22 protein-coding genes are annotated in these 25,356 nt (G+C 71.9%); 14 read left to right on the plus strand and 8 right to left on the minus strand.

The genetic code is table 11. The annotated features are described in order from the left end of the window. Window positions 1-120: 120 nt before the first annotated feature. Window positions 121-1,431 carry a hypothetical protein gene (locus CCO04_RS11705; RefSeq protein ID WP_215814324.1) on the plus strand — a complete coding sequence of 437 codons (1,311 nt, stop codon included), beginning with the start codon at window positions 121-123 and terminating at the stop codon, window positions 1,429-1,431. Here the strand turns inward: CCO04_RS11705 and CCO04_RS11710 are convergent. After that, complete coding sequence (locus CCO04_RS11710) at window positions 1,415-2,800, minus strand: class I adenylate-forming enzyme family protein (protein ID WP_215814325.1); 1,386 nt, start codon at window positions 2,798-2,800, stop codon at window positions 1,415-1,417. The genes CCO04_RS11705 and CCO04_RS11710 overlap by 17 nt on opposite strands. Window positions 2,801-2,918: 118 nt before the next feature. On the opposite strand from CCO04_RS11710, the gene CCO04_RS11715 reads away from it, so the two are divergent. Beyond that, window positions 2,919-4,184, plus strand: a complete 1,266-nt coding sequence (locus CCO04_RS11715; RefSeq protein WP_215814326.1) for a hypothetical protein — start codon at window positions 2,919-2,921, stop codon at window positions 4,182-4,184. Here CCO04_RS11715 and CCO04_RS11720 read toward each other — a convergent pair. Genes CCO04_RS11720 through CCO04_RS11730 form a run of 3 tightly spaced genes read right to left on the minus strand, consistent with a single transcriptional unit; the run spans window position 4,174 to window position 5,875 of the window. Then, complete coding sequence (locus tag CCO04_RS11720; RefSeq protein ID WP_215814327.1) at window positions 4,174-4,911, minus strand: SDR family NAD(P)-dependent oxidoreductase; 738 nt, start codon at window positions 4,909-4,911, stop codon at window positions 4,174-4,176. The two genes, CCO04_RS11715 and CCO04_RS11720, sit on opposite strands and share 11 nt — an antisense overlap. Then, a complete protein-coding gene (locus CCO04_RS11725; RefSeq protein ID WP_215814328.1) occupies window positions 4,908-5,165 on the minus strand; it encodes a phosphopantetheine-binding protein in 258 nt (85 codons plus the stop codon). Before CCO04_RS11725 ends, CCO04_RS11720 begins: the two co-directional genes overlap by 4 nt. Window positions 5,166-5,173: 8 nt before the next feature. Continuing rightward, a complete protein-coding gene (locus tag CCO04_RS11730) occupies window positions 5,174-5,875 on the minus strand; it encodes a hypothetical protein (protein ID WP_215814329.1) in 702 nt (233 codons plus the stop codon). An 81-nt stretch (window positions 5,876-5,956) separates the two neighbouring features. On the opposite strand from CCO04_RS11730, the gene CCO04_RS11735 reads away from it, so the two are divergent. Beyond that, the gene (locus tag CCO04_RS11735) at window positions 5,957-7,009 is read left to right on the plus strand and encodes a sulfotransferase (protein ID WP_215814330.1); all 1,053 of its coding nucleotides are present in this window, start codon (window positions 5,957-5,959) and stop codon (window positions 7,007-7,009) included. Window positions 7,010-7,013: 4 nt separating this feature from the next. On the opposite strand, the gene CCO04_RS29765 is transcribed toward CCO04_RS11735, so the two are convergent. Then, complete coding sequence (locus tag CCO04_RS29765) at window positions 7,014-8,084, minus strand: putative sugar O-methyltransferase (protein WP_215814331.1); 1,071 nt, start codon at window positions 8,082-8,084, stop codon at window positions 7,014-7,016. A gap of 119 nt (window positions 8,085-8,203) precedes the next feature. Here CCO04_RS29765 and CCO04_RS11745 point away from each other — a divergent pair, with 119 nt between their 5' ends. The 4 genes from CCO04_RS11745 to CCO04_RS11760 are packed head-to-tail and all read left to right on the plus strand — an operon-like array spanning window position 8,204 to window position 12,279. Continuing rightward, window positions 8,204-9,220 (plus strand): hypothetical protein, encoded by a 1,017-nt coding sequence (locus CCO04_RS11745; RefSeq protein ID WP_215814332.1) that lies wholly within the window; start codon window positions 8,204-8,206, stop codon window positions 9,218-9,220. Next, entirely contained in the window at window positions 9,213-10,256 is a 1,044-nt protein-coding gene (locus CCO04_RS11750) for a glycosyltransferase (RefSeq protein ID WP_215814333.1), read from the plus strand. The genes CCO04_RS11745 and CCO04_RS11750 overlap by 8 nt, the downstream gene beginning before the upstream one ends. Then, window positions 10,253-11,494, plus strand: coding sequence for a DUF563 domain-containing protein (locus tag CCO04_RS11755; protein ID WP_215814334.1), 1,242 nt, complete (start codon window positions 10,253-10,255; stop codon window positions 11,492-11,494). Before CCO04_RS11750 ends, CCO04_RS11755 begins: the two co-directional genes overlap by 4 nt. 17 nt (window positions 11,495-11,511) lie before the next feature. Next, on the plus strand, window positions 11,512-12,279 hold the full coding sequence (locus tag CCO04_RS11760) for a bifunctional 2-polyprenyl-6-hydroxyphenol methylase/3-demethylubiquinol 3-O-methyltransferase UbiG (protein ID WP_215814335.1): 768 nt from the start codon (window positions 11,512-11,514) through the stop codon (window positions 12,277-12,279). Between the two features lie 243 nt (window positions 12,280-12,522). On the opposite strand, the gene CCO04_RS11765 is transcribed toward CCO04_RS11760, so the two are convergent. Then, window positions 12,523-14,031, minus strand: coding sequence for a polysaccharide biosynthesis tyrosine autokinase (locus CCO04_RS11765; protein ID WP_257759258.1), 1,509 nt, complete (start codon window positions 14,029-14,031; stop codon window positions 12,523-12,525). Between the two features lie 165 nt (window positions 14,032-14,196). Here CCO04_RS11765 and CCO04_RS11770 point away from each other — a divergent pair, with 165 nt between their 5' ends. The 7 genes from CCO04_RS11770 to CCO04_RS11795 all read left to right on the plus strand — a co-directional run bounded on the left by CCO04_RS11770 (window position 14,197) and on the right by CCO04_RS11795 (window position 23,576). Continuing rightward, entirely contained in the window at window positions 14,197-15,909 is a 1,713-nt protein-coding gene (locus CCO04_RS11770) for a DUF4012 domain-containing protein (protein ID WP_215814337.1), read from the plus strand. Between the two features lie 93 nt (window positions 15,910-16,002). Next, entirely contained in the window at window positions 16,003-16,812 is an 810-nt protein-coding gene (locus CCO04_RS11775; protein ID WP_215814338.1) for a cobalt transporter, read from the plus strand. Continuing rightward, window positions 16,809-17,441 carry a hypothetical protein gene (locus tag CCO04_RS11780; protein WP_215814339.1) on the plus strand — a complete coding sequence of 211 codons (633 nt, stop codon included), beginning with the start codon at window positions 16,809-16,811 and terminating at the stop codon, window positions 17,439-17,441. The genes CCO04_RS11775 and CCO04_RS11780 overlap by 4 nt, the downstream gene beginning before the upstream one ends. Window positions 17,442-17,453: 12 nt before the next feature. Next, window positions 17,454-21,950 carry a LamG-like jellyroll fold domain-containing protein gene (locus CCO04_RS11785; RefSeq protein ID WP_215814340.1) on the plus strand — a complete coding sequence of 1,499 codons (4,497 nt, stop codon included), beginning with the start codon at window positions 17,454-17,456 and terminating at the stop codon, window positions 21,948-21,950. A 243-nt stretch (window positions 21,951-22,193) separates the two neighbouring features. Then, on the plus strand, window positions 22,194-22,274 hold the full coding sequence (locus tag CCO04_RS30085) for a putative leader peptide (RefSeq protein ID WP_372449664.1): 81 nt from the start codon (window positions 22,194-22,196) through the stop codon (window positions 22,272-22,274). Between the two features lie 140 nt (window positions 22,275-22,414). Further along, window positions 22,415-23,263, plus strand: coding sequence for a sulfurtransferase (locus tag CCO04_RS11790; protein ID WP_215814341.1), 849 nt, complete (start codon window positions 22,415-22,417; stop codon window positions 23,261-23,263). A 4-nt stretch (window positions 23,264-23,267) separates the two neighbouring features. Further along, the gene (locus CCO04_RS11795; protein WP_215814342.1) at window positions 23,268-23,576 is read left to right on the plus strand and encodes a DUF1416 domain-containing protein; all 309 of its coding nucleotides are present in this window, start codon (window positions 23,268-23,270) and stop codon (window positions 23,574-23,576) included. A 131-nt stretch (window positions 23,577-23,707) separates the two neighbouring features. Here CCO04_RS11795 and CCO04_RS11800 read toward each other — a convergent pair whose 3' ends face one another. Both CCO04_RS11800 and fabG read right to left on the minus strand, forming a co-directional pair. Beyond that, on the minus strand, window positions 23,708-24,496 hold the full coding sequence (locus tag CCO04_RS11800; RefSeq protein WP_215814343.1) for a GntR family transcriptional regulator: 789 nt from the start codon (window positions 24,494-24,496) through the stop codon (window positions 23,708-23,710). Between the two features lie 82 nt (window positions 24,497-24,578). Then, window positions 24,579-25,349 carry a 3-oxoacyl-ACP reductase FabG gene (gene fabG / locus CCO04_RS11805; RefSeq protein WP_215814344.1) on the minus strand — a complete coding sequence of 257 codons (771 nt, stop codon included), beginning with the start codon at window positions 25,347-25,349 and terminating at the stop codon, window positions 24,579-24,581. Window positions 25,350-25,356: the final 7 nt, after the last annotated feature.

Genomic DNA, 25,356 nt, shown 5'->3' on the forward strand with positions numbered 1-25,356 from the left:
GGCCGGAGCACCTCGTCGTTACCGTGCCCGGCCCATGGTTGGTCGTTCCCGCGCGGCCGTCCAGGGTGCGTGCGATGATGCGCGGGTGCTCCAGGGTTGCTCCGCGGATAGGAGGCGCCGATGACCGCGCCCGTCGCCTCGGCGGGCCGTCGGCTCAGCCTGGTCACCGTCGACCAGATCCTCTCCAGCCTGTCCAACATCGCGGCGCTGATCTGGGTGGCCCACGCGTTCGGCCCGGCCGACTTCGGCCGCTACAGCCTGGTCGTCATGGTCTACACGGTCGCCCAGGTGGTCTTCCGCAGCCTGATCTCGACGACCGCGCTGGTCCACCCCGACGACGCGGACGCCCGCCCCGGCGCCATCCTCAGCGCGACCCTCCAGCTCGGCGTCCTGGCCGCGGCCGTCACGGTGGCGAGCGGTGCCGCGCTGCTCGCGAGCGGCAGCGCGCTGGGCGGACCGATCCTGGTCTTCGGCCTGTCGCTGCCGTTCCTCGTGCTCCACGACGTGGGCCGCTACCTCGCGATCGCCCGGCAGCGCCCGGGCGGCGCCGTCGTGCTCGACTCCCTGTGGTTCGTGCTGCTCGCGGTCGGCTTCGTCGGTGCCGGCGCGCTCGACCTCGACTCGCTGACCTGGTTGGTCGCGGCGTGGGTCGGCTCCGGCGTGATCGCGTCGCTGTGGGTCTTCGTCCAGAACGGCGCGCCCACGGGCGGGGGCCGCGACTGGCTGCGCCAGCGCTGGGACTTCTCGTGGCGCTCGATGGTCAGCGGGCTCGCCGCCAGCGGTACGGCGCTCGCCACCGCCTCGCTCATGGCGCTGTTCAGCAGCCCCATCGCGGTGGCCGCCTTCCGGGCCGCGACCCTGCTCGGTGCGCCGAGCACCGCCGTCCAGATGGCGGTCGGTACGTCGGCCGCCGCCGATATCGCCCGCGACCGCGAGGACCCGCGCCTGGTCTGGGGACACGTGCGGCGCGCGATCACGATCGCCACCGTCGTCGGCGTCCTCAACCTCGTCGTGCTGGTCTTCCTGCCCGACGTGATCGGCCACGCGGTGCTCGGCGACGCCTGGGACATCGTCCAGCCGCTCATGCTCGCGCTCAGCCTCAAGGTGCTGCTCATGGCGGCCCAGAGCGGCCTGCGCGCCTCGCTCATCGGCACCCACCGGATCCAGACCGCGATGGTCACCGACATCGTCTCGATCGTCCTGGTCGGCGTCTGCATGGTCATCGGCGCCGCCTGGGGCGACGCCGAGGGCGCCCTGTGGGCGATGGCCGTCGGCACCGGCGTCTCCACCGTGTGCTGGTGGATCGCGGTGGTGTGGAAGGGCCGCGGGCCGCTGCCCGAGGTGCCCGAGCCGGCCGCCGCGGCGCCGCGGCCGGAGCCGAAGCCCGTGCCGGCCAAGCCCGGCCGGCACCGCCTCACTCCGGTGAAGTAGCCCGCACCGTCTTGCCGCCCTTGGTCGCCGCGGCCAGCTCGGCCTCGGCGACGACCTTGATGCTGCGCGGCTGCCAGGCGCGCGGGAGGTCCGCGCACGCGCTGCGGATGGCGGCCTTGACGGCGCTCTCGTCGGCGCGGCCCTCGTCGGTGAGCGCGACCTCGACGGCGACGACGGCGCCGACCATCGGGTTGGCGCGGCCGTGGACGCGGGCCACCTGGACCCCGGGCACGGCGGCGACCCGCTCCTCGATCGGCAGCGGGTGGACCTTGACGCCGCCGACGTTGATCACCTCGGACGAGCGGCCGCGGAAGAGGACCCGGTCCTCGACCACCTCGACCAGGTCGCCGGTGGCCACCCAGCCGTCGGCCTCGCGCGGCGACTCGGCCGCGTCGCCGGCGTAGCCGAGCATCCCGGTGCCGGCCCGGACGAGCAGCTCGCCGTCCTCGACCTTGAGCAGGCCCTCCGGGTTGTCGGGCCCCCACAGGCTGGTGGCCGACAGACCGGGGCGCCCGTCGCGCACCGAGGCGATCGAGCCGAACTCGGTGGAGGCGTAGACCTGCGAGATCCGCGCGTCGGGGAAGGCGTCCTGGAGCTCGGCGAGCAGGTCGGGCGGGCTGGCCTCGCCGCCGAGCGTGATCTGGGTGAGCCGGGGGAGCGCGGCCTTGGCGCTGCGGGCCTCGGCCAGCAGGAAGCGCCAGTACGTCGGGGTGGCGCTGACGCAGGTCACGTCCTGCTCGACGAGCGCGGCCAGGCCGTCGCGGGGCTGGCGCGGGAACGGCGCGACCAGTGTGGCCTGCACCGCCAGCACGTGCAGCAGCACCTGGATCCCCGCGAACTGCTGGGGTCCGTAGGCCAGCAGCCAGCGCTCCTCGGGGTGCGGCCGCGCGGTGCCGGCGCGCCGGGCGAGCACCGCCCAGTCGTGGCGGGCTGCCTTGGGCAGCCCGGTGGTGCCGGTCGTGCGGATCATCACGGGCTGCGGGGCGCCCTCGGCGACCGGGCCGCCGTCGTACGGTGCGCCGAGGGTGTCGGGCCGCAGCACGGTGAACCCCGCCGGCAGGTCGGTACGCCGCGTGACGACGATGGTGTGCCCGAGCGCGGCCGCCTGCTCGGCGAACTGAGCGGCGTCGAGGTCGGGCTGGTACTGGCACGGCTCGCTGCCCACGGCCGCCGCACCGGCGAGCAGGCGCAGCACCCAGCCGGCGTCGGGCTCGAGCACCGCGAACCGCTCGATGCCGCGCTCGGCGAGGGCTCCGGCGACCTGGCGGGCGCCGTCGAGCAGCTCGCCGTAGGTCAGCGTGGCCTCGGGGGTGACGACCGCGACCTGCGCCGGCCGTTCGGCGGCGGCCTTCTCCAGCAACCCGATCATCGGTGTCGATCCTTTCGCAGAAAGTCCGGGGCGAGTATGGCGCATGCGTCACCCGGAGGGCGGTCGAAGCGTTGGCAGGGGGCAGGATCGTCCTGTGTCCCGAGAGGCTGGAGTGCGCGTGGGTGCCCATCGTCCGATGACGGTCGCGGAGAAGTACTACACCTTCCTCGACCAGGCCTGGCCGAGCACCTCCATGATCTCGGCCGATCTCGACCGCTGCTTCGACCCCGACGACGTACGACGCACGTGGGACGCCTTCCGTGCCCGCCGGGTGCTCGCGCGCTCGGCCGCGACCGAGGACCTCACCATCGCCGACGTCGGTCTCGACCACGACGTCTTCCGCAGCGACGAGCTGCCGGTGAGCGCGTGGGACCGGGTGTTCGAGGAGGAGGGCGACACGGCCTGTCCGCTCGGCGTACCGCTGCGCTGCCACTACGTGACCAGCCCCGGCGAGGGCCGCTCCCGGGTGATCTTCAACGGTCACCACTCCGTCATCGACGGCCGGATCGGGATCACCGAGCTCCAGTGGTTCGTGCGGATGCTCGACGGCCAGGACGTTCCCGAGCAGCAGCAGCTCTCCGAGCCGCCCGCGCCCGCGACCACCCACCCGTGGCAGCAGAGCCGAGCCGCGATGATCGACCTGCTGCGCGAGATCAAGACCCGCAATGCCGCCTTCGGTCCGCCCGGACCGGCGGACTGGCCGGACGCCGCGGTCCCGCGCCGCTCCTGGCTGCGCCACGTCGAGATGGGCCCGGAGACCTCGGCCCGGATCGTCGCCGACGGCCGGGCGCACGGCGCCAACCCGTTCGCCAACGTGGTCTCGGCGCTCCTGACCAGCACCGCGCACGTCCTGGCCGGCGGCGACACCACGCTCCAGCTCGCCGCGCCGGCCGACCTCGGCGCACCGCCGAGCGACCCGGCGCTCGCGCAGGCGATGGCGATCGCCGTGCTCTCCCGGCCGTTCCGGGTCGAGGTCGCCGATCGCTGGGCACTCGCCGCCGAGGTCAAGGCCGGCATCGTCGAGGCGCTCGGCCGCGGCGAGGGCGACCTGTTCTTCCACCTCACCCGGCTCGACGCGGTCTCCGAGCTCGCCGTCGGGCGGGACCGGATCGCGGCCGCACTCGCCGCCGGGCCGCCGTGCGTCGTGGTGAGCAACATGGGCGTCGTCGACGCCGGCACCGACCCGGAGTGGCTGCGCAGCCTGCACGGCCAGCTCGTCGCCGCGCCCAACCAGGTGGTCTTCCTGGCGCTGACGTTCTACAAGGGCCGGCTGATGCACACGTTCGCGACCGACGACAACCGCGTCGCGCCGGAGCAGCGCGAGGCACTCGTCGCCGAGTACCTCGCGCTGGTCGGCGCGGAGGAGGACAGCCTCAGGCGGTGAGGCCGCCGTCGACGACGAGCACCTGACCGGTGATCCAGTCGTTGCGCTCGTCGACGAGGAAGGCGATCGCCCGGGCGATGTCGTCGGGCTCGCCGAGCCGCCCGGCCGGCGTACGGCGGACGATCTGGTTGAGCTGGTCGTCGTCGAGGCCGTGGCTCATCTCGGTCTTGAGGTAGCCCGAGGCGACGCTGTTGACGGTGATCTTGCGCGAGCCGAGCTCGCGCGCCAGGCCGCGGGTGAAGCCGTCGAGCGCGGCCTTGGTGGCGCCGTAGACGCTGAGCCCGCGGTAGCCGGTGAGCCCGGTGATCGAGGAGATGTTGACGATCCGGCCGCCGCCGTGCGCCAGCATGTTGCGCACGATCTGCTTGGTGAGGTGGATCGTCGCCTTGAGGTTGAGGTCGATGACCGTGTCGGAGTCGTCGTCGCTGAACAGCGCGAGGATGCCGTCCCGGGCCACCCCGGCGTTGTTGACGAGGACGTCGACCGACTTCCACTCGGCGATGACGTCCTTGCCGAACTGCGTGGACTGCTCCCGGTCGGCCAGGTCGGCCTTGCGGAAGAGGAAGCGGTCGGCGTAGGCCGGGTCCGCCTGCCACGAGCGGACCGCGTCGGTCTCGCTGCGCGCACAGGTGGCCACCCGGTCACCGGCGTCGAGGAAGTGCTGGACGATCCCCTCGCCGAGCCCGCGACTGCCGCCGGTGACGATGACCGTGCGGGGAGCGGTCATGCGGACGCGGCGGTGGCGTCGGCGTAGAACGCGACGATGTCGGCGACGGTCTCGGGCAGCAGGCCCGCGCCGAAGGGGTCGGTGCCGAACTCGTCCTCGAGGATCGCCGACAGCTCGGCGGTCTCGAGCGAGTCCAGGCCGAGGCCGTCGTCGCCGTGGAGCGTGGCGCCGAGCGAGACCGTCTGGTCCTCGCGGTCCGAGCGCTCCAGCAGCTCGGTGACGATCGTGACGATCCTGGGCTCAATCTCGTTCATGCCGACCTCTACTCAGATGGGGGTTCGGAGATCCCAACGACGTCACGGGGTCCTTGGTAACGGGCTCGGTCGTAGACGTGGCGAGGAATGTCGATCGGCGCGAGCCGGCGGGCCGGTACGCCGCCGTGCAGGTGGGCGCCCTTGGCCTCCTGGCCGGTCCAGGTGGTCGAGCCGGCCGCGATCAGCGCGCCCTCGCCCACGACGGTGCCGGGCAGCATCGTGCAGGACGTCGCGATGACCGCCCGGTCGCCGATGGTGACCGGGTCGAGGATGACGCCGCCGTTGGTGGGGTCGAACGCGTGGGACAGCAGCGTCGAGCGGATGCCGGTCACCCAGGCGTTGTCGCCCAGGATGATCCCGCCGCCGCAGTCGAGGTAGTGCTGGCTGATGATGTGCGAGTCGTCGCCCATGCGCAGCGTGCGCAGGTCGTCGGTCGGGGGCGCGCCGGGCTCGTAGCCCGAGTCGCCGACCACCTGGTTGAACAGCATGATGCGGCAGCCGACGCCGAGCTTGACCAGGCGCAGGTCGCGGAACATGTTGAAGTGGTGGATGAGGGAGCCCTCGCCCAGCTCGAACCGGTCCACGCGACGCACGAGGTTGATGCCGACGACCGCGGTGTCCGGGATCGCGTGTCCCAGCCTGCGCAGGAGCCGGTTCTTCAGCTTGCTCGGAGGCAGCAGGAAGACAAGGGTCGTCAGGGCCTGGCGCACGCGGCGCAGCCTACACACGCCGTAGGTCCGGTGGAGGCGTTCCGGGGAGCGGATGGTCCGGCAGGCCCTATCCTCGGCCGCGTGCTCCTCACCCCGTTGGCCCACGGCCGGGTCTCGATGCAGTGCGACCTCTGCGTCCCGCCCGTCCTGACCATCGCCAGTCCGGCCTGGCTGCGTCGTACCGGCTGGACCCTGGCGGCCGACGGCGGACCCGTCGACGCCTGCCCGAACTGCACGGTGCGCGTCGCCGCCCGGAACCGGGTACGCCGCGGCGACCCGGCGCCGGTCACGCCCGATCCCGCGCGACTGCCCAATGTCGTCGTCGTCGGGGCGACCAAGGCCGGCACGACGAGCATGCACAACTACCTCGCGGTGCACCCCGAGGTCGCGGCATCGGAGGAGAAGGAGATGCGCTTCTTCACCGACCCCGACTGCCGCGACTGGATCGGCGCCTACCAGGAGCGGTTCGCCACCGGCACCCGCTACCGCCTGGAGTCGACGCCGTTCTACAGCAAGACCCCCTGCTACCCGGGCGTCGTGGACCGGATGGCCGACCTGGTGCCGGACGCCCGGATCATCTACCTCGTGCGCGACCCGGTCGACCGGATCATCGCCGAGCACGTCGAGATGGTCGCCTGGAACTCCGCCGAGCGCCCGCTGGACGAGGAGCTCGCCGACCCGGCCGAGCCGACCAGCCCGCTCGTGGCGTCGAGCCGCTACGGGACCCAGCTGGCGGCGTACCTGGAGCGGTTCGGGCGGGACCGGGTCCTCGTCGTCGACCTCGCCGACCTCGGTGCCGACCTGGTCGGCACGATGGGCCGGGTCTTCGACTTCCTCGGCCTCGACCGTCCCGAGCTCACCGCCGAGGAGTACGGCCGCTACAACACCGCCGAGGAGAAGCGCGGGCTCCCGCCGTGGCTGATGGCGCTGCGCCGCGGCCCGCTGGTGCGCGCCGTCCGGCGGCTGCCCGCCGCCCAGCGACTGGTGCACCTCGCGTGGCGTCGTACGGGGGAGAAGATCGAGCGGCCGCAGCTCAGCCCCGCCATCGAGGCGGCGTTGCGGGCCGAGCTGCAGCCGGAGGTCGATCGGTTGCGCGAGCTGACCGGTCAGTCGTTCCCGACCTGGTCGCTCTAGGGGTTCAGGCCTTCTTGCGGAAGAGGTAGAACCGGTCGTGCAGGTCGATGAGCTCGCGGAGCTCGTCGGACTGGTGGATCGGGCGGTCGTCCACGAGCTCGTAGCCGCGGTCGAGGACGTCCTGGCGGAACGCCTTCATCGAGCCGTCGAGCTCGGTGCTGCGCAGCTCGTCGGGCGTGTTCGGGACGATGAGCAGCCACGGGATGTCGCGCTCGGCGATCCGGTCGAGCCACCAGCACACGGCGTCGTGCGAGGCCTCCGAGAACGAGTGGATGTTGACCGCGACGTCATAGCGCTCGGCGAGCTTCTCGTGCTCGTTCAGCGGGACGACGCGCACGCTCTCGGGCAGCCCGCGGAACTTCGTGTAGTACTCGCACAGGAAGGTCGAGGTGGCGACCGCGTCGACGCAGTCGTACGCCGCGAGGTCGGGGAACGCGGTCGACATCCGGTGCGCGAGGCGGCCGTAGCCGGCGCCGATGTCGAGGACGCGCAGGCCCTGGATCGACGAGAGCCCCATCTGCTCGTCGAGGTAGTTGATCTCGTTGATGCTGTCGAGCAGGTCGCGGCTCACCGACGGGCGCTGACCGAACTCGAACGTGAACGCGCCGAACAGGCCGTCCTCGGTGAGCTTGTCGAACAGCCCGAGCTTGTCGCGCTCCTGGACGTCGAGCATGGCGAGGTACATCCGGATCCGGGCGGCGTTGCCGAGCTGGCGGAACTGCCAGACGTAGGCGTTGTCGCCGCGGAACCAGGCGAGCGAGAGGTTCTTCTTGAGGAAGCCCTGGCGCCACTGGGTGTGGACCGCGGAGGGCAGGTCGAGCGCGTCGTACGTCGCCTGGAGCTCGGCGAGGCGCGGGTTGTCCTGGCGCAGCTCGGTCTCGGCACCGGCGGGCAGCGCGACGTCGTCGTTGTGGGTCACCTCGACGTAGCGGCGGCCCTCCTCATCGATCCGGCTGACCATGAAGCCGGCGCGGGCAGCGCCCGACTTGGCCCGGCGGCGGAGCCAGCCGGCGACCAGCTCGGGGTTGGCACGACGGGCCTTGGCGACGAGTGCGTCTGCGGAAATCGGGGGCACAGCGCGCAACTGTAACCGCATCGGGCGCGGGTCGTTCTGACATCTGGTGGAAGACTTTCCACCGAATCATCGCCAGATCACCGCTCGCTCATCGCCAGTCCACACACCCGAGGAACGGCTTGCTCACGACCCCCGTGGCGCTCATCGCCTTCAACCGGCCGCAGCTCACCGAGCAGACGCTGGCCGCGATCAGGTCGGCGCGCCCTGCGCAGCTCTTCCTGGTCGCCGACGGGCCGCGTCCGACCCACCCCGACGACGCCGAGCGGTGCGCGGCGACCCGTGCGGTCCTGGAGCAGGTCGACTGGCCGTGCGAGGTGCACCGCCGCTACGCCGAGACCAACCTCGGCCTGGAGGCCAACGTCGAGCTCGGCCTGGACTGGGTGTTCGCGCAGGTGGACCGCGCGATCGTGCTCGAGGACGACTGCCAGGCGGGCCCCGACTTCTTCCGCTACGCCGACGAGCTGCTGGAGCGCTACCGCGAGGACGAGCGCGTGTGGCAGGTCTCGGGCAGCGGGCTCGGCGTACCGCGCCGGCTCTTCGGCGACGACAGCTATGCGTTCACCGCCTGGGCGAGCGTGTGGGGCTGGGCGACCTGGGCCGACCGCTGGCAGCGGCACCGCGAGGTGTTCCCGCGCGACCACGTCTCCGGGGACGCGCCCGTGCGCACCGTCCCGGCCGCCCCGCGGGACGGGCTGCTCGTGACCCGCTCGGGTCAGCAGCACTTCGCCGAGGCGGCGGCGTCGTCCGACACCGTCACCCACGGCTGGGACAAGCACTGGTGGCTGACGATGATGACGCTCGGCGGCCTGGCGACCTCGCCGGCGGTCAACATGGTCGAGAACGTCGGCTGGGGCGAGGACGCCACCCACGGTGTCGCGCCCGGCAAGCGCGACCACGCCGCGGCGTCGATCGGCTTCCCGCTGCACCACCCCGCGCAGGTCGCGCTGTCGACCGACGTCGAGCGCGAGCTCGAGCTGGTGCTCAGCCGGGTCGGCGGCCGTGCGGCGACCCTGGCCCGGCAGGTCCTCCGCTCGCCCCGGCTGCGCCACGCGGCCCGGACCGCGGTCAACAGCAAGGCGGCGACCGCCACCCACCGGTTCCTGACCCAGCTCGGAGAGAAGGGCCGTCGTGCCTGAGTCGTCCGCCCTCCCGCTCCGCACGCCCGTCGTCATCGTGGCGTTCAACCGGCCCGCGGTCGTCCGCCGTACGGTCGAGGCGGTGCTCGCGGCCGCTCCCGAGGACGTCTTCCTCGTCGTCGACGGCCCGCGCGCGACCCACCCCGAGGACGCCGCGCGGTGCGCCGAGGTCCGCGAGCTGCTCACGTCGGCGCCCTGGCCGGGGCGGGTCCACACCCGCTTCGCCGAGCGCAACATCGGGCTGGAGGCCAACGTCGAGCTCGGCCTGGACTGGGTCTTCGCCCAGGTGGACCGGGCGATCGTGCTCGAGGACGACTGCATCCCGCACCCCACGTTCTTCGACTTCTGCGTCGAGCTGCTCGACCGCTACGCCGCCGAGCCGCGGGTCTGGCAGGTCGCGGGCGACAACAAGGGCATCCCGCGCGGGATGTTCGGCTCGGACAGCTACGCGTTCACCACCTGGGCGAGCGTGTGGGGCTGGGCGACCTGGGCCGACCGCTGGCACGCGCACCGCGCGGTCTTCCCGCGTGACCACGCCGGGGCCGAGGAGCGGGTGGGCGCGACCCCGCGCACCGCGGACGCCGTACGGCCGGTGGAGGTGCTGCCGCACCCCGACGCGCTCGTGACCGAGGCCGCGCTGCGCCACTTCACCCAGGTGGCCGGCGACCGCGACGGCGACTCGCGCGGCTGGGACCACCACTGGTGGGTGACCATCATGTCCCGGCGCGGGCTGTCGATCACGCCCTCGCTCAACCTGGTCGAGAACGACGGCTTCGGCCCCGACGCGACCCACACGCACACCGCACGCGACCCGATGCCCGCCCAGGAGATGCCGCTGCCGCTCGTCCACCCGGCGTCGGTGGAGCTGAACGAGAGGGCCGAGGCCGAGCTCGAGCTGGTCCTGCTCCAGATCGACGGACGCCTCTCGCGCGCGGTGAAGCGGATCATCAAGCCGCTGTGGATGCGGGTCCTCATCGGCCGCGTCGTCCGCTTCCGCCCGGTGTGGGCGGTCGTGCGCCGGCTGGTGGCGCGATGAGCCTCCCGGCCTGGCTGCGGCCGTGGTGGCCGTTCCTCAAGCGGGTGCACCTCCTGGTCACCCGGCTGCTCGGCCACGTCTTCCGGGTGCTCTCGCCGCTCCTCGGTGCCCGCGGCGTCCCGCGCCGGGCGACCTCGTCCGCGCGCGACACCGCCGCGGGCGAGCCCGGCGTGACGCTGCACCCCGGACGCCCCGAGGAGCCGTGGGTCCGCCCCGCGACGCTCGGGGAGCCTGCCGGACACTGGCTGTTCGCCGCGATCCACGCCGCGACCGTGCCCACGCCGCGGGTGCCCGCGACGACGGTGCCGGCGACGTTCACGCTCGAGATCGCCGACGGCCGGCTCTCCGGCGACTACGGCGCCGCGACCACGCCCGGCAAGGTCCTCGACCACGAGACGAGCACCTACTTCGGGGTCGTCGACTGGCGCGAGCACCCGATCTTCCTGCGGCCCACCCTCGGCCCGACCGAGCACGTCCGCGGCACGGTGCTCAGCCTCACCGCCCGCGGCACGGCCGAGAACTACTACCACTTCCTCTACGACGCGATCGGGCGTCTGGCGGTGCTCGACGAGACGCTCGGCGACCGGGTGCTCGACGAGGTCGCGGCGGTCGTCGTACCGCACGGGACGGGGTACCAGCGCCAGCTGCTCGAGCTCGCCGGCGTCCGCGGCCGGCTGATCCAGCCCGAGCGCGGCCGCACCGTCCGCGCCGACCGCCTCCTCGTCCCGAGCAACCCCAACTGGGCGCTCCAGGCCCCGCCCGCGACGGTCGACTGGCTGCGCAAGCGACTGCCCCCCAGCGCGGGCGTCGCCGACGGCCCGCGCCGCCTCTACATCACCCGCGGCACCACCCCGCGCACCCGCCGGTACGTCGAGGAGGCCGCGCTGTGGCCCGAGCTGGAACGGCGCGGCTTCGTCCGCATCGACCCCGGCAAGCACAGCGTCCAGGAGCAGATCGACCTCTTCCACGGCGCCGACGTCGTCGTCTCGCCGCACGGGGCGGCGCTGACGAACCTGACCTTCGCCCGGCCCGGGGTGCGGGTGCTCGAGATGTTCGCGTCGACGTACGTGCACCTGGGCCTGTGGGCCATCTGCCAGGCGATCGACGCCGACTACCGCTACCTCGTCGCCGAGCCCGCCGCCGGTCCCGACGGACCCAACCAGGGCGTGCTCGACGACGTGTCCATCCCTCCCGCAAGGGTGCTCGCCTCGGTCGACGCCCTCCTCGCGGACCTCTAGAGATCTAAGGTGTGGTCGTGAACGACTCCGAATCGACGTTCCGCCCGGGCGAGACCCTCACCCGGCTGTACCCGGAGGTCCGTGCCGGCGGCTACACCCGCCACGACGGCTTCATCGAGTTCTACACGCGCGTCAACGCGCTGCTCGCCCCCGACAGCCGGGTCCTCGACTTCGGCGCAGGCCGCGGCCTGTGGGCCATCGAGCCCTTCCCGGACCTGCACCGCATGCTCCGCTCCTTCCACGAGCGGGTCGCCGAGGTCCACGGCGTCGACGTCGACCCCGTCGTCCTCGACAACCCCACCCTCGCCTCGGCCCAGGTGATCGAGCCCGGCGCCCTGCTGCCCTTCGCGGACGCCTCCTTCGACCTGGTCCTCGCCGACCACGTCCTGGAGCACGTGGGGGAGGCGGACGCCCCCACGGTCGCCGCCGAGATGCTCCGCATCCTCAAGCCCGGCGGCTGGATCGCCGCCCGCACCCCCAACAAGTGGGGGATCATCGGCATCGGCGCCCGCGCCGTACCCAACGACCTGCACACCCGCGTGCTCTCCCGGCTCCAGCCGCACCGCAAGGCCGAGGACGTCTTCCCGGTCCGCTACAGCATGAACACCCGCCGCTCGCTCTCCTCGCTGTTCCCGGCGCCGAACGAGCTCGTCGTCTACGGCCACGCCTCGGAGCCGACGTACTTCGGGTCGAACGCGCCGGCCTGGCGGGTCGCCCAGCTCGTGGACCGCCTGACCCCGCCGGCCCTCGCGCCGACCCTCATGGTCTTCGTCCGCAAGGGCTGATCTTCCAGCCCGCCGAGGTCGCAGGGTTGCTGGGTTGAGGGTGCAGGTTTCCTGGGTCGAGGTTGCAGGGTGGCTGGTGAGCTTGGTTGCGGTGGCGGCCGCGCTCAGCCGGCCGTCCCCCGCCGTCAAGGACCCTCGCTTCGCTCGGTCCGCTTCGCGGCCGCCACCTCCGCCCCACGCACGAGCCGCCGGCCCCTCGTACGGGGACCGGCGGCTCGGGTGCTTGCGGCGTGGCGCGGGGTGTCAGGCGCGGCGGCGGCCGGAGCCGTTCGACTTCGAGCTCGACTTGTCGCCGCGGCCCGAGGGGCTCGTCTCCTCGTAGTAGTAGTAGTAATACGAGCCGATCGCGCGCTTGGCGACCATGTTGACCACGACGCCGTAGAGGCGGGCGCCGACGTGGTTGAGGCGGTTGATGGCCTCGTTGACCTGGTCCTTGGTCGTCCGCGCATGCCGTACGACGATGATGACGCCGTCGGCGAGCTTGGCCAGCACCGAGGCGTCGGCCACGGGGAGCAGCGGCGGGGCGTCGATGATCACCATGTCGTACGACGAGCGCAGCCGCAGGATCAGGTCGTGGGTGATCTTCGACTGCAGGATCTCGGTCGGGTTCGGCGGCTTGGCGCCGGACGCGAGGACGTGCAGGCCGCTGGCCTCGTGGACCTGGATGGCGTCGTGGATCTCGGTCTTGCCGACGAGGGCCGTGGTGAGGCCGACGGCGGGGTCGAGGCCGAGGGTGCTCGCGACGCGGGGACGACGGAGGTCGGCGTCGATGATGAGCGTGTTGCGGCCGGTCTGGGCGAGGGCGACGGCGAGGTTGGTCGACGTCATGGTCTTGCCCTCGCCGGGGACGGCGCTGGTGATGACCAGGCAGCGGGGCTGGTGGTCGAGGTCGATGAACTGCAGGTTCGTCCGGAGCAGGCGGAAGGCCTCGGTGCGGGCCGCGAAGCCGCCCAGGTCGGTCAGCAGGGGTGCGGAGCGGATGTCGCCGTCGAAGCCGATGCTGGCCAGGACGGGCGACTCGGTGAGCTCGGAGACGTGGTCCGCGGTGCGGATGGTGCGGTCGAGGAGCTCACGGGCGATGGCCAGGCCGATGCCGAGCAGGATGCCGATCAGGGCCGCGACGACGAGGTTGAGCACGATGTCGGGGGAGACCTGGTTCGGGTTGTAGCTGGCGTTGTCGGTGATCTGGGCGAGGATCTGGGACTGGCCGCCGCCCTCGCCGCCGGGTGTCTCGAGACCCCCGACGTACTTGATGAACTCCTTGGTGGTCCGGTCGTTGATCGTCTCCGCGTCGCGCGGGTTCTCGGCCTTGACCGTGATCTGGATCAGCGAGGTCGTGTCGATCACCTCGGCGTCGACGCGCGAGGCGAGCACGTCGGCGCTCTCCTTGCGGTTGAGCTGCTCCTTGACGATCGTGGCGAGCTCGGTGCTCTTGACCACCGTGGCGTACGACGCCGCGCGGTTCGACGCGAAGAGCAGCGCGGCGTAGGCGTCGGTGGTGTCGCGGACGTCGACGGTGAGGAAGATCTTGCTCTTCGACTCATACATCGGGGTGCGCGTGAAGGTGACCGCCGAGCTGACCGCGAGAGCGAGGAGAATGATGGCCACGATGCTCATCCAGCGACGCCTCAGCACCGCCAGAAATTGCTTGAAATCCAAGTCCCCATCCCTTGCTGTGTCTTGCGTGGCCCCAATGCACGGTGATCCTAGGGCACGCCCCTGTGACCAACGTCCGCTCCCGGCCGGGGTCACTGTTCCATGTCGAGGTATCGACCACTAGTGTCCCGTCCTATGTCGCCCGAGATCCGGCGTCGGCGCCGATCTCGAGGCGTGCGGCGGGCGCTCCGTCAGGTACGTCGCTTCCGCCGGGACCATCCTCGCGCGACGATCGCGATCGCGCTGGGTTTCGTCCTCTTCGTGGGACTGGGATGGACGCTTCTTGCCCTCACCGGGACCGCCCGCGACCTCAAGGACGCCGAGGTCCAGGCGCGCGAGATGCGCGAGGCGCTGGTGCGCGGGGACGCTCAGGGGGCCCGGGAGGCGCTGCGCGCGTACCAGCGGGCGACCGACGCGGCCGCGGACCGCACGAGCGGGCCGACCTGGTGGGTCTTCGAGCACGTGCCGGTCCTGGGGGACGACGCCGAGGGCGTCGCCACCGTCGCCGAGGTGCTGCGCGACCTCGGTCGGGAGGGCCTGCCGCCGGTCATCGACGCCGCCGACCAGGTCTCGGCCGAGACGTTCAAGCCGGCCGGCCACGTCTTCCCGCTCGAGCAGGTCGCCGGGCTCGAGGAGCCGGCCCAGCGCAGCGAGCGCGCGTTCGACGCGGCGAGCACGCGGCTCGGCGAGGTGGACTCGTCGGCCTTCATCGGGCCGGTGCAGACCCGCTTCACCGCGCTCCGCGGGCTGGTGGACGACGCGCGCGACACGCTCGGGTCGACGTACCGGGCGGCGCGGCTGCTCCCGGTGCTGCTCGGCCAGGACAAGCCGCGCAACTACCTGCTCGTCCTCCAGAACAACGCCGAGTCGCGCAGCAGCGGCGGCCTGCCGGGCTCGCTCTCGCTGGTCCGCGCCAGCCGCGGCAAGGTCGAGATCGTCGATCAGCGCGACATGGCCTCGCTCGGCGCGAGCGAGAAGCCGATCCTGCCGCTGACCTCCGAGGAGCGCGCGCTGTTCGGCGAGATCCTCGGCACCGCCGGCGTCGACGCGACGCTGACCCCCGACATCCCCCGCTCGTCCGAGCTCATCCGGGCCCGCTGGCAGCAGGTGACCGGGCAGCGCGTCGACGGCGTCCTGTACGTCGACCCGGTCGCCGTGTCCTACCTCCTCGCCACGCTCGGCGCGGTCCCCGTCGCCGGCTACCCGCCGGTGACCGCCAAGGACGTGGTCGCCCGCGTCGAGAACCAGGTCTACGCGCTGGTCCCGACCACGCAGGGCCAGAGCGACTACCAGGACGCCGTCGCCAAGGGCGTCTTCAATGCCTTCGCTGACGGCCGCGGCAGCGCGCCCGACCTGGTCCGCGGGCTCGTCAGCGGCGTCCAGGAGGGCCGGGTCCGGATGCACTTCTTCGACCCCGCCGCCCAGGCCGAGATCGCCGGCACCCGGATCGCCGGCGAGTTCGTCGGCCGCGACCCCGACCATCCCGAGGTGGGCATCTACGTCAACGACGCCGGCCCGACGAAGATGCAGTACTACCTGCGCCAGAACGCCTCGCTCTTCTCCCGCGGCTGCACCGGCGGCCGCCAGACCCTCGGCGTCACGATCAACTTCGACAACGCCACCCCGCCGGGCGCGGACGAGCTGCCCGACACCATCACCGGTGAGTTCTTCCCCGGCAACCGGACCGACCCGGGCCAGCAGCTCCTCGTCGTCTACGTCAGCACGCCGGTCGGTGGCGAGGTCGTGGAGATGTCGGTCGACGGCCAGCGCGTCAACAACCCCTCCGTCCTGTCGTACGCCGGCCGCAAGGTCGCCAGCGTCGGCGTCCTGCTCGACCCGGGCAAGTCCCAGACCGTCGACCTGGTGCTGCGCTCGGGCAAGGGCCAGGAGGGCGACCCGCGCCTGGAGATGTCGCCGGGCGCGAGCGCCGGCAGCTCGAACGCCACCGTGCGCTCGTCCTGCACCGTGCGCTGAGGGATTCCTTTACCTTTCTCTTCACCTGGCGGGCCCCGCGCGGCCATCGATCAACACCGTTGACTTCAACTGCGCCGGTTTCGATGAGGTCCCGTGCCCCCCACGTCCCTCGATGACCGTCTGCTGAGCCTGGTCCAGTCGCCTGGATTCCTCCCGGTCGCCTTCGTGCTCGCCTTCGCCGCCGGCGCCGCCCACGCGGTCGGTCCGGGGCACGGCAAGAGCCTCGCGGCGGCGTACCTGGTCGGCTCGGACGGCAAGGTGCGCGACGCCGCGTGGCTCGGCGTCTCGGTCGCGGTGATGCACACCCTCTCGGTACTGGTCATCGCGCTGGCCTGGACGTTCCTCTCGCTCTCGGACCTGCTGCCGCTCGAGCGGCTCACCTCCGGCCTCCAGCTCGTCGCCGGACTGATGGTGGTCGGCGTCGGGATCTGGCTCTTCCGCCGGCACCTCCGCGCCGGAGGCCACGGTCACGGGCACGGCCACGGTCATGGGCACGGCCACGGTCATGGGCACGGCCACGGTCATGGGCACGGTCACGGACACGGCCACGGACACGGTCATGCGACCGGTCCCAGTCGTCCGGGCCTGGTCCTGCTGGGCATCTCCGGCGGACTGACCCCGTCCCCCGCCGCCTTCCTGGTCCTGGTCACCGGCATCTTCGCGGGCCGCTCCGGCTTCGCGCTACTGCTCGTCATCACGTTCGGGCTGGGCCTGGCCACGGTGCTCTTCGGCGTCGGCCTGCTCGCGCTGGCCGGGCGCGGCATCGTGGTCCGCGCCGCGGAGTCCCGCGCGCTCCTGGCCGTCGCCACCCGGGTCGCCCCCGTCCTCGCCGCGACGAGCGTGACCGTGATCGGCTGCGTCGTGACGACGCTCGCCGTCGGTCAGCTGGTGGCGACGACGTGATCGCCGCCCATCCGTTCGGCGACCCGCAGACCCTGGGGGTCTCCCGCGACGCGACCGACCCGGCCGTCGTCCACGTGACGTGGAAGGTCGGCGCCGCCGACGACCTCACCCTGCTCGGCATCCACCTCGGCGTCCTCCCGCAGGACCGGGTGATGCTCGACGGTGCGGTCGCCTACGAGGCGGACGACGGCGCGCAGGTCCAGGACGACCCGGCCCTCGCCACCTACCTGCTCGACCACGTCGCGGTCACCGCCGACGGCGCCCCGTGCGTGGGGGAGGTGCACGCGGTCGGCGACCTCGTCGCAGACGGTGCTGACGTCACGTTCACCTGTCCGCAGGCCACCGACGCGGTCACCGTCCGCGCGTCCACGCTCACCGACCTGCACCCGGCGTACCGGACCCTGGCGAGCGGCCCCGACGGCCAGCACCAGGTCTACTCCGTGGACGACCCCAGCCACACCTGGTCGCTCGGCAGCGGGTCCGGGCCCACCGCGACCACCCCCGGCGGCGAGAGTGCCGCGCTCCAGATGGGCGGCGTCCTCGGCGCCGTGCTGCTGCTCGCCGTCGCCGGGGCCGTGCTGGCCCGGCGGCGTCGGCGTCATCCCTCCACCCCCACCCCCACCCCCTGAAGGAGACTCGTCGTGTCCGCACGACCGATGCGCAGGCTCCGGATGATCGCGACCTCCCTGGTCGCGACATCCGTGGCTGCCGGTGGCCTGCTGGCCGCCCCCAGCCAGGCCGCACCGCTCACCCCACCCACCCTCGTGCCGGAGGCGGCGGCCGCGCCGGCCGCCGTACCGGCGCCGGTGCCCGACATCCTCGACGTCGGCTTCGCCGGCGGCGTGGCCGCCGACAAGGCGCAGTCGCTGGCCCCGATCACCTACGGCACCCCGGTCTTCGGCACCGATGCCAAGCAGGGCCCGGTGATGACCGTCGACGGCGTCGACGACGCCGTGGGCTTCCCGTTCGAGGACCAGTGGAGCAAGCTCACCACCGGCCTCAGCGTGGAGTGCGTCTTCCGGATCGACACCACGATGCCGGTCGCCAACGAGAAGGACCTCTGCTCCGACAAGGAGGCCGGCGGCATCTCGATGTACGTCACCGGCGGCAACCTGGGCTTCATGGCCCACGTCGGCGGCGGCTACAAGAGCGCGCTCACGCCCGTCGAGGGCAACCGCTGGTACCACGCGGTCGCCACCTGGGACGGCAACCAGATCAAGCTGTACGTCAACGGCCAGCTCGCCCAGACCACGACCGCGAGCGGCGCGCTGACCTTCCCCGTCGCGACCTCGCGGCGCTTCATCGTGGGCGCCGACGCGAGCCCGACCGGCATCGGCCAGCCTGCTCCGCCCAGCACGTTCGCGGCGTCCAGCGTGTACTCGCGCGCCGTCTCGGCCGACGAGGTCCGCGCTCTCGCCGCCGAGTGGGACACCGCGATCCCCGTGCCGCAGGCCGACGTCCTCGACGTCGACTTCGCCGACGGCACGCCCAAGGACCGCGTGCGCGACCTCGCGGTCAAGACCTTCGGTGCGCCCAAGATCGGCGACGACCCGGCCCTGGGCCGCAAGGTGGTCACCCTCGGCGGGGCCGACGCGTACGGCTACGCGCTCACCCCGCACTGGGGCCAGATCACCAACGCGGTGACCCTCGAGTGCACCTTCCGCTACAACGGCACGCTGCCGACCAGCACCGAGGCGTCGGTCTGCTCCGGCAAGGAGGCAGGCGGCTACTCGATCTACATCAACGACGACAAGGTCGGCCTGATGGCCCACATCGGCGGCGGCTACAAGACCGCCCGCGCGACCATCACGCCCAACCGCTGGTACCACGTCGCCGCGACCTGGAACGGCACCGAGATCAAGCTGTACGTCGACGGCGTGCTCGCCGCGACGACGCCGGCCACCGGCGCGCTGACCCTCCCGGCCGCCACCGCGCGCGCCTGGACCGTCGGCGGTGACTCCTCGCCCAACGCCGGCGCGCAGTTCTACGCCAAGGCCAAGATCGCGAACGCCCGCATCTACGGCCGTGCGCTCAACGAGTCCGAGATCAAGGCGCTCGACATCGCCGCCTTCGGCGAGCACCCCGACGCCCGCGTCGCGGTGACCTCGTCCGTCCCGGCGCCCGGTGACCGGCTCTCGGCGCCGGTCGAATTCGACGTCACCGTCAGTAACCAGGACAACGCGACCGGCTGGACCTACCTGCTCGACGGCAAGCCGATCACGCCCGGCCAGCTGGTCGGTCCCGGCCTGTCCGCCGGCGCGCACACGATCACGATCAGCGCGATCGACGTCTTCGGCAAGGAGATCAAGAACGAGATCGCCTTCGAGTCCGACAGCATCCCGACCGGCGGCGGTACCGGGGCCGGCGAGGGCAAGGGCCGCGTCGAGCTGTCCGCGATCGCCAGCAGCCCCGACGGCAGCGACGTGACCACGACCTTCCGTGCGGCGACCGCAGCCGTCGCCGAGGGCGGCGTGCAGGGCGTCGTCAAGGAGCTCCCGACCTCGCTCGACTTCACCTACAGCGACGGCAAGCAGCTCACCGGCAAGGCCACGCCCGACGACGCCAAGGCGTCGACGAGCCCGACCACCGGCGACCTCCCCTTCCAGAAGTACGACGTCCAGGTCGGTCCGTCCGTGACTGGTCAGCAGGTCGTGTGGAAGGGCGTCGTCGACCCGGCGCGCTCGGTCACGCTCCACGCCTGGAACAAGGAGACGTCCACCTGGGCCGAGCTCGCCACCGCGCGCGGTGTGCGCGAGGGCGACACGGTGCTCAACGCCACCGTACGGCCGGCGCTGGTGGACAACGGCGTCGTCCACCTCCTGGTGCTCGGCACCGACCCGTTCGCCGACGACCTCGCCCCGCGCGACGAGAAGGCCGCGAACGACAAGGACAAGTTCGAGAACCCGGCGGACTACGACTTCTCGCTCGCTCACTTCACCGACACGCAGTACCTCGCCGAGGGTGCCGCCGGCGGCACGTACGACGACTGGGACGGCGTCGCCGAGCCCAGCGACGTGATGCAGGAGGAGGAGCGCGCCATCTGGGCCAAGGCCTACGAGGCGAGCACGAGCTGGATCGCCCAGCAGGCGGGGCCGCGCAAGATCGCGTGGGCCGGCCACACCGGCGACATCATCGAGAACGACTACTACAACCCGCTGGCCAAGGACGGTCTCGGCAACCTGCTCTACCCGGGCCTCGACGCCCAGGTGACGCGGGAGTTCGAGTTCACCTCGGGCGCGCAGGCCACCCTCGACGACGCGGGTGTCGTCAACCAGGTGATCGCGGGCAACCACGACAACCAGCTCGGCAACGAGACCGGCCCGACCTCGCGGTTCAACCAGCACTACGGGCCGGAGCGCTACTACGACGCCGAGAAGAAGTGGCCGACCGGTGCGTCGTACCACGCGTGGGACGAGACGACCGACAGCCAGGGCAAGGTGCTCACGCCCGGCCAGGACAACCAGAACAACTACGTGCTGTTCTCGGCCGGCGGCCTCGACTTCGTCGCGGTCGGCCTGTCCTACGGCGTGACGCAGGCCGAGGCGGACTGGGCGAGCTCGGTGTTCGAGCGCTTCCCCGACCGCAACGGAATCCTGCTCACGCACGCCTACATCGCGCCCTCCACGGCCAAGGACGGCCGCGGCTCGGCGTTCTCGGGTGACGGCTCCAAGCTGTACGACGAGGTGGTCACCGCCAACCCCAACGTCTTCTTGATCCTGGCCGGTCACGAGCACGGTGTCGGCACGAACCTGAAGACCAAGGTCGGCGCGACCGTCCAGCACAACGTCGTCGAGCTGCTCGCGGACTACCAGTTCTACAAGGTCTCCGCGCGCGAGCTGTGGCCCGACAAGGTCGACTCCTCGGGCAATATCGACCTCAACGGCGACGGCGTCACCGACCACAAGGCGACCGACCTCCTCCAGTTCGGCGCCAGCTGGCTGCGGCTGCTCCAGTTCGACGTCGCGCGGGCCGAGGTCAGCATCGACACCTACTCGCCGCACTTCGACAACTTCGGCGCGACCGAGTACGACGACCGCAAGCGCTACAACGGCGCCGAGGACAACCTGGTGCTGCCGGTCGACCTATCGAGCCGCACCACGACGTTCTCGACCGACGGCCTCACCGTGGTCACCCCGACCGACACCGTGATCGGCACCGACACGGTCCGCTCGGGCTGGCCGGCGACGGTGGAGTGGAAGGGTCTCGCCGACGGCGAGGTCTACGCGTGGACGGCGGAGAGCCGCACCGCGGGCGGCGACCGGATCGGCGCCCTGCGCCAGTTCGGCACGGTGTTCCGGGCGACCGCCGCCGGCACCGACACCACCGCGCCGGAGCTCACCCTGCCCGGGGAGACCACGCTGACGGTCGGGGACGCCTTCGACCCGCTCACCGGCGTCACCGCGACCGACAACACCGACGGCAACGTGACCGACCGGGTCCGCGTGGTCGGCACGGTCGACGTCGACAAGGTGGGCAGCTACGCGCTGACGTACGTCGTCGCCGACAGCAACGGCAACCAGGTCGTCGCCCCGCGCGTCGTCCGGGTCGTCGCCGCGGTCGACAACCGGGCTCCGGCGACGGTCACGGGCGGCAACGTCACTGCCGTCTTCGGCCAGACGCTCCGCCTGAGCGCCAAGGTCGGCCCGTCGGCAGCCACCGGCACCGTGCGCTTCCTCAACGGCGAGGAGGTGCTCTGCGAGGCCCCGGTCTCTGGCGGCACCGCGAGCTGCACGGTCAAGACCCTGCCCCCGCCGGGGGAGTACGTCATCGTCGCCGGCTACTCGGGCGACCAGGGTCACCAGCCCGCCCAGCGGACGTTCGTCCTGTCGGTGCGTCAGCCCGGCAAGCCGGCCCCCGCCAAGGCGCACCCGAAGCTCAAGGCCAAGGCGGCCAAGAGCAGCGTCGCGCGCCGCAAGCCCGCCGTCCTGACCGCCACCGTCGCCCCGACGGCGACCGGCCGGATCGTGTTCACCAGCAAGGGCCGCACGCTCTGCACCGCGGTGATCCGCAAGGGCAAGGCCTCGTGCTCCACCGCCCGCAGCCTGCGGCCGGGGACGTACCGGGTCAAGGCGTCGTACGCCGGCAACGCCACCCACTACGCCGGCACCGCGACGTTCACCTTCCGCAAGCGTCGCTGACCCACCCGCCCCGCGAAGTCGCAGGGTTCCACCCCCGAAGTCGCAGGGTTCCCGGGTCGAAGTAGCAAGGTTTCCCGGTCGAGGTCGCAGTGTCGGACAACTGCGATCTCGGCCGGGAAACTGCGCATTTTCGAGGAGTGAAACCTGCGCCTTCGACGTTGCCAATCTCAATTAATGGACAACCGTCTCAGGATTTGGAATGCCGAGTTCGTGGTTCGCGCAAAGCCGCCTAGGCTCTTCCTCATGTCGACGACCCTGCTGCTGACCAAGCGGCGCGCGGTGGACAACTGCCGCGTCAGCTCGGCGCTGTGTCGACCCTGCTGACGGGTCTCTGAACTCCGGCGGTTCCGCCGTTCTCCCGTCGCCTCCGTGGCACTGCCGTGCCCAGGCGTAGTCCTGTGCCGTGCCGTGCTGCCGCAACAGCACCGTCGTACCGCACCATCGCAACCATCGAAGGAATCACCATGAGCCGCGAGAACTCCCTCGTCTCCGCCCAGTGGGTCGAGGACAACCTCGACAACCCCCAGGTCGTCGTCATCGAGGTCGACGAGGACACCACGGCCTACGACAAGGGCCACATCCGCAACGCCATCAAGCTCGACTGGACCACCGACCTGCAGGACCAGGTCCGTCGTGACTTCGTCAACAAGGCCCAGTTCGAGGCCCTGCTCTCCGAGCGCGGCGTCGGCAACGACCAGACCGTCGTGCTGTACGGCGGCAACAACAACTGGTTCGCGGCCTACGCCTACTGGTACTTCAAGCTCTACGGCCACCAGGACGTCAAGCTCATGGACGGCGGCCGCAAGAAGTGGGAGCTCGACAGCCGCGAGCTGACCGACGAGCTGCCCACCCGCGCCGCGACCAGCTACACCGCGCAGGAGCAGGACAGCTCGATCCGTGCCTTCCGCGACGACGTCGTGGCCGCGATCGGTACCCAGAACCTGGTCGACGTCCGCAGCCCCGACGAGTACGCCGGCCGCCTCCTCGCCCCGGCCCACCTCCCGCAGGAGCAGTCGCAGCGCGCCGGCCACATCCCGACGTCCGTGAACGTCCCGTGGAGCAAGAACGCCAACGACGACGGCACCTTCAAGTCCGACGCGGACCTGCAGGCGCTCTACGCCGAGGTCGGCTTCGACGAGGCCAAGGACACCATCGCCCTGTGCCGCATCGGTGAGCGCTCCTCGCTCACCTGGTTCGTGCTGCAGGAGATCCTCGGCAAGAAGAACGTCAAGAACTACGACGGCTCGTGGACCGAGTACGGCTCCCTCGTCGGCGTTCCGATCGCCCTCGGCGACGAGCCCGGGGAGGCCTGAGCACATGTGCGGAGCGACTGTCGGAGGGCTTTCCCTCGAGGGCGTCAACGTTGCCAAGGAGGCCGTGATCCAGGGCCAGGTCGTGCGCGGCACCGGTGACGACGCCACGCCGGTGTCGGGCGCCTACGTCCGGCTGCTCGACAAGAGCGGCGAGTTCACCGCGGAGGTCCCGACCTCCGCGACCGGCCACTTCCGGTTCTTCGCCGGCGACGGCCAGTGGACGCTGCGGACCCTGGCCCCCAAGGCCGACCCGGTCGACCGCGCCGTCCAGGCGCAGACCGGCTCGGTGGCCGAGGTCCTGATCGCGATCTGAGACCCAGCAACGCCGCAACGGCCCGGACGACGTATGTCGTCCGGGCCGTTCTGCGTCCTCGGGGCCGGAACCCCGCGACTTCGGTGCAGAAACCCTGCGACTTCGTGGCCGGAACCCTGCGCCTTCGGCGGTCAGGAGGCCGGGACGGAGGAGATGGTGGCGAAGTGGGGGGTGTCGGTGCCGGGGATGCCGCGCAGGCCGCGGCCGGGGGTGCGCAGGGTGATCCGGACCCGGTCGGAGCGGAAGAGGTCGTGGGAGAACTCGAAGGGCGTGCCGCCGGTGTCGTACGTCGTCCGGGTGATCGAGACCAAGGGGTCGCCGACGGTGACGGAGAGCAGCGCCGCCTCCTCGTCGGTGGCGTGGACGACCTCGACGACCTCCTCGGCGTCGCCGATGGTGACGCCGTAGTCGTTCTCGATGAGCTCGTAGATCGAGCCGCCCAGCGGCTGCTCGAGCAGTCCGGGGAAGCGGTCGGCGGGCAGGCGGGCGTGGTCGAGCGAGAACGGCGTGCCGTCGGCCAGCCGCAGCCGTCGTACGTCGACCACGAGATCGCCCTCGCCCAGCTGGAGCGCGCGGCGGGTCGGTGCGTCGGCGACGCCCATCTTGGTCGCGACGACCCGGGTGCCCGCCGAGTAGCCCTGCCGGGCGAGGTAGGCCGGGACGCCGACCACCTTGGTCAGGTCGTGCTCGACCTTGGCGTGGTTGATGAAGGTGCCGCCCCCGCGGCCGGCGACGCGGCGGACGAGTCCGGCCTCCTCGAGCGCGGCGAGCACCTGGCGCAGGGTCGCGCGGCTGACGCCGTAGTGCTCGGAGAGCTCGCGCTCGCTGCCCAGCCGGGCGCCCGGGGGCAGGGTGCCGGAGCCGATGTCGGTCAGCATCCGGCGCCGCAGGTTCTCCGCGACGGCGTGCTCGTTGGCCATGGCCCCGCTCCTCTCCGGCTGTTCCTGGTGAACCGCCCGATTCGGTCTGACCAGTAGGCGAAACGGTACCCGACCGGTCCGCTCAGATCTCCTCGAGCGCCTGGAGCGACTCCGGCAGCACCTGGCCGCCGTCGACGACCAGGCTCTGGCCGGTCACGTAGCCGGCCTCCTCGGTGGCGAAGAACAGCGCGGCGTTGCCGATGTCGGCGACGCTGCCGAGGCGCTTCTGGGGGACGCTCGCGGCCATCGCGGCGAGGTAGTCCTCGCCGAGCCCGTCGAGTCCCTCGGTGGCGACATTGCCCGGGAGCACCGCGTTGATGGTGATCCCGCGCGGGGCCAGCTCGAGCGCCGCCGTACGGACGAAGCCGAGCTGGGCGGCCTTGCTGGCGCCGTAGTGCGACCAGCCCGGGTAGCCCGTGAAGGGCCCGGTGATCGACGAGGTGACCACGATCCGGCCGCGGCCGCTGGCGGTCAGCGCCTCCAGGCAGGCCTGGACCGCGAACACGGTGCCGTCGAGGTTGGTCGCCATCACGGTGCGCAGGTCGCCGGGCGTCATCGCGTCGAGACGCGCGGCGGGGAAGATCCCGGCGTTGGCGCACAGGACGTCGATGCCGCCGTGCCGCTCGACGGCGGTGGCGGCCATCCGGTCGCAGTCCTCGCGCGAGCTCACGTCCGTCACCACGTACGACGTCGCGCCGCCGATCTGCGCGCAGGCGGTCGCGAGCGCGTCCTCGTCCCGGCCGGTGACGAGCACCCGGGCCCCGGCCTGGGCGAAGACCGTGGCGATGCCGCGGCCGATGCCCTTGCTGCCGCCGGTGACGACGACGGAGCGTCCTGCGAGTGAGGTGAACATGGGTCCT

The organism is Pimelobacter sp. 30-1 (assembly GCF_018831735.1).
Taxonomy (GTDB): Bacteria; Actinomycetota; Actinomycetes; order Propionibacteriales; family Nocardioidaceae; genus Nocardioides.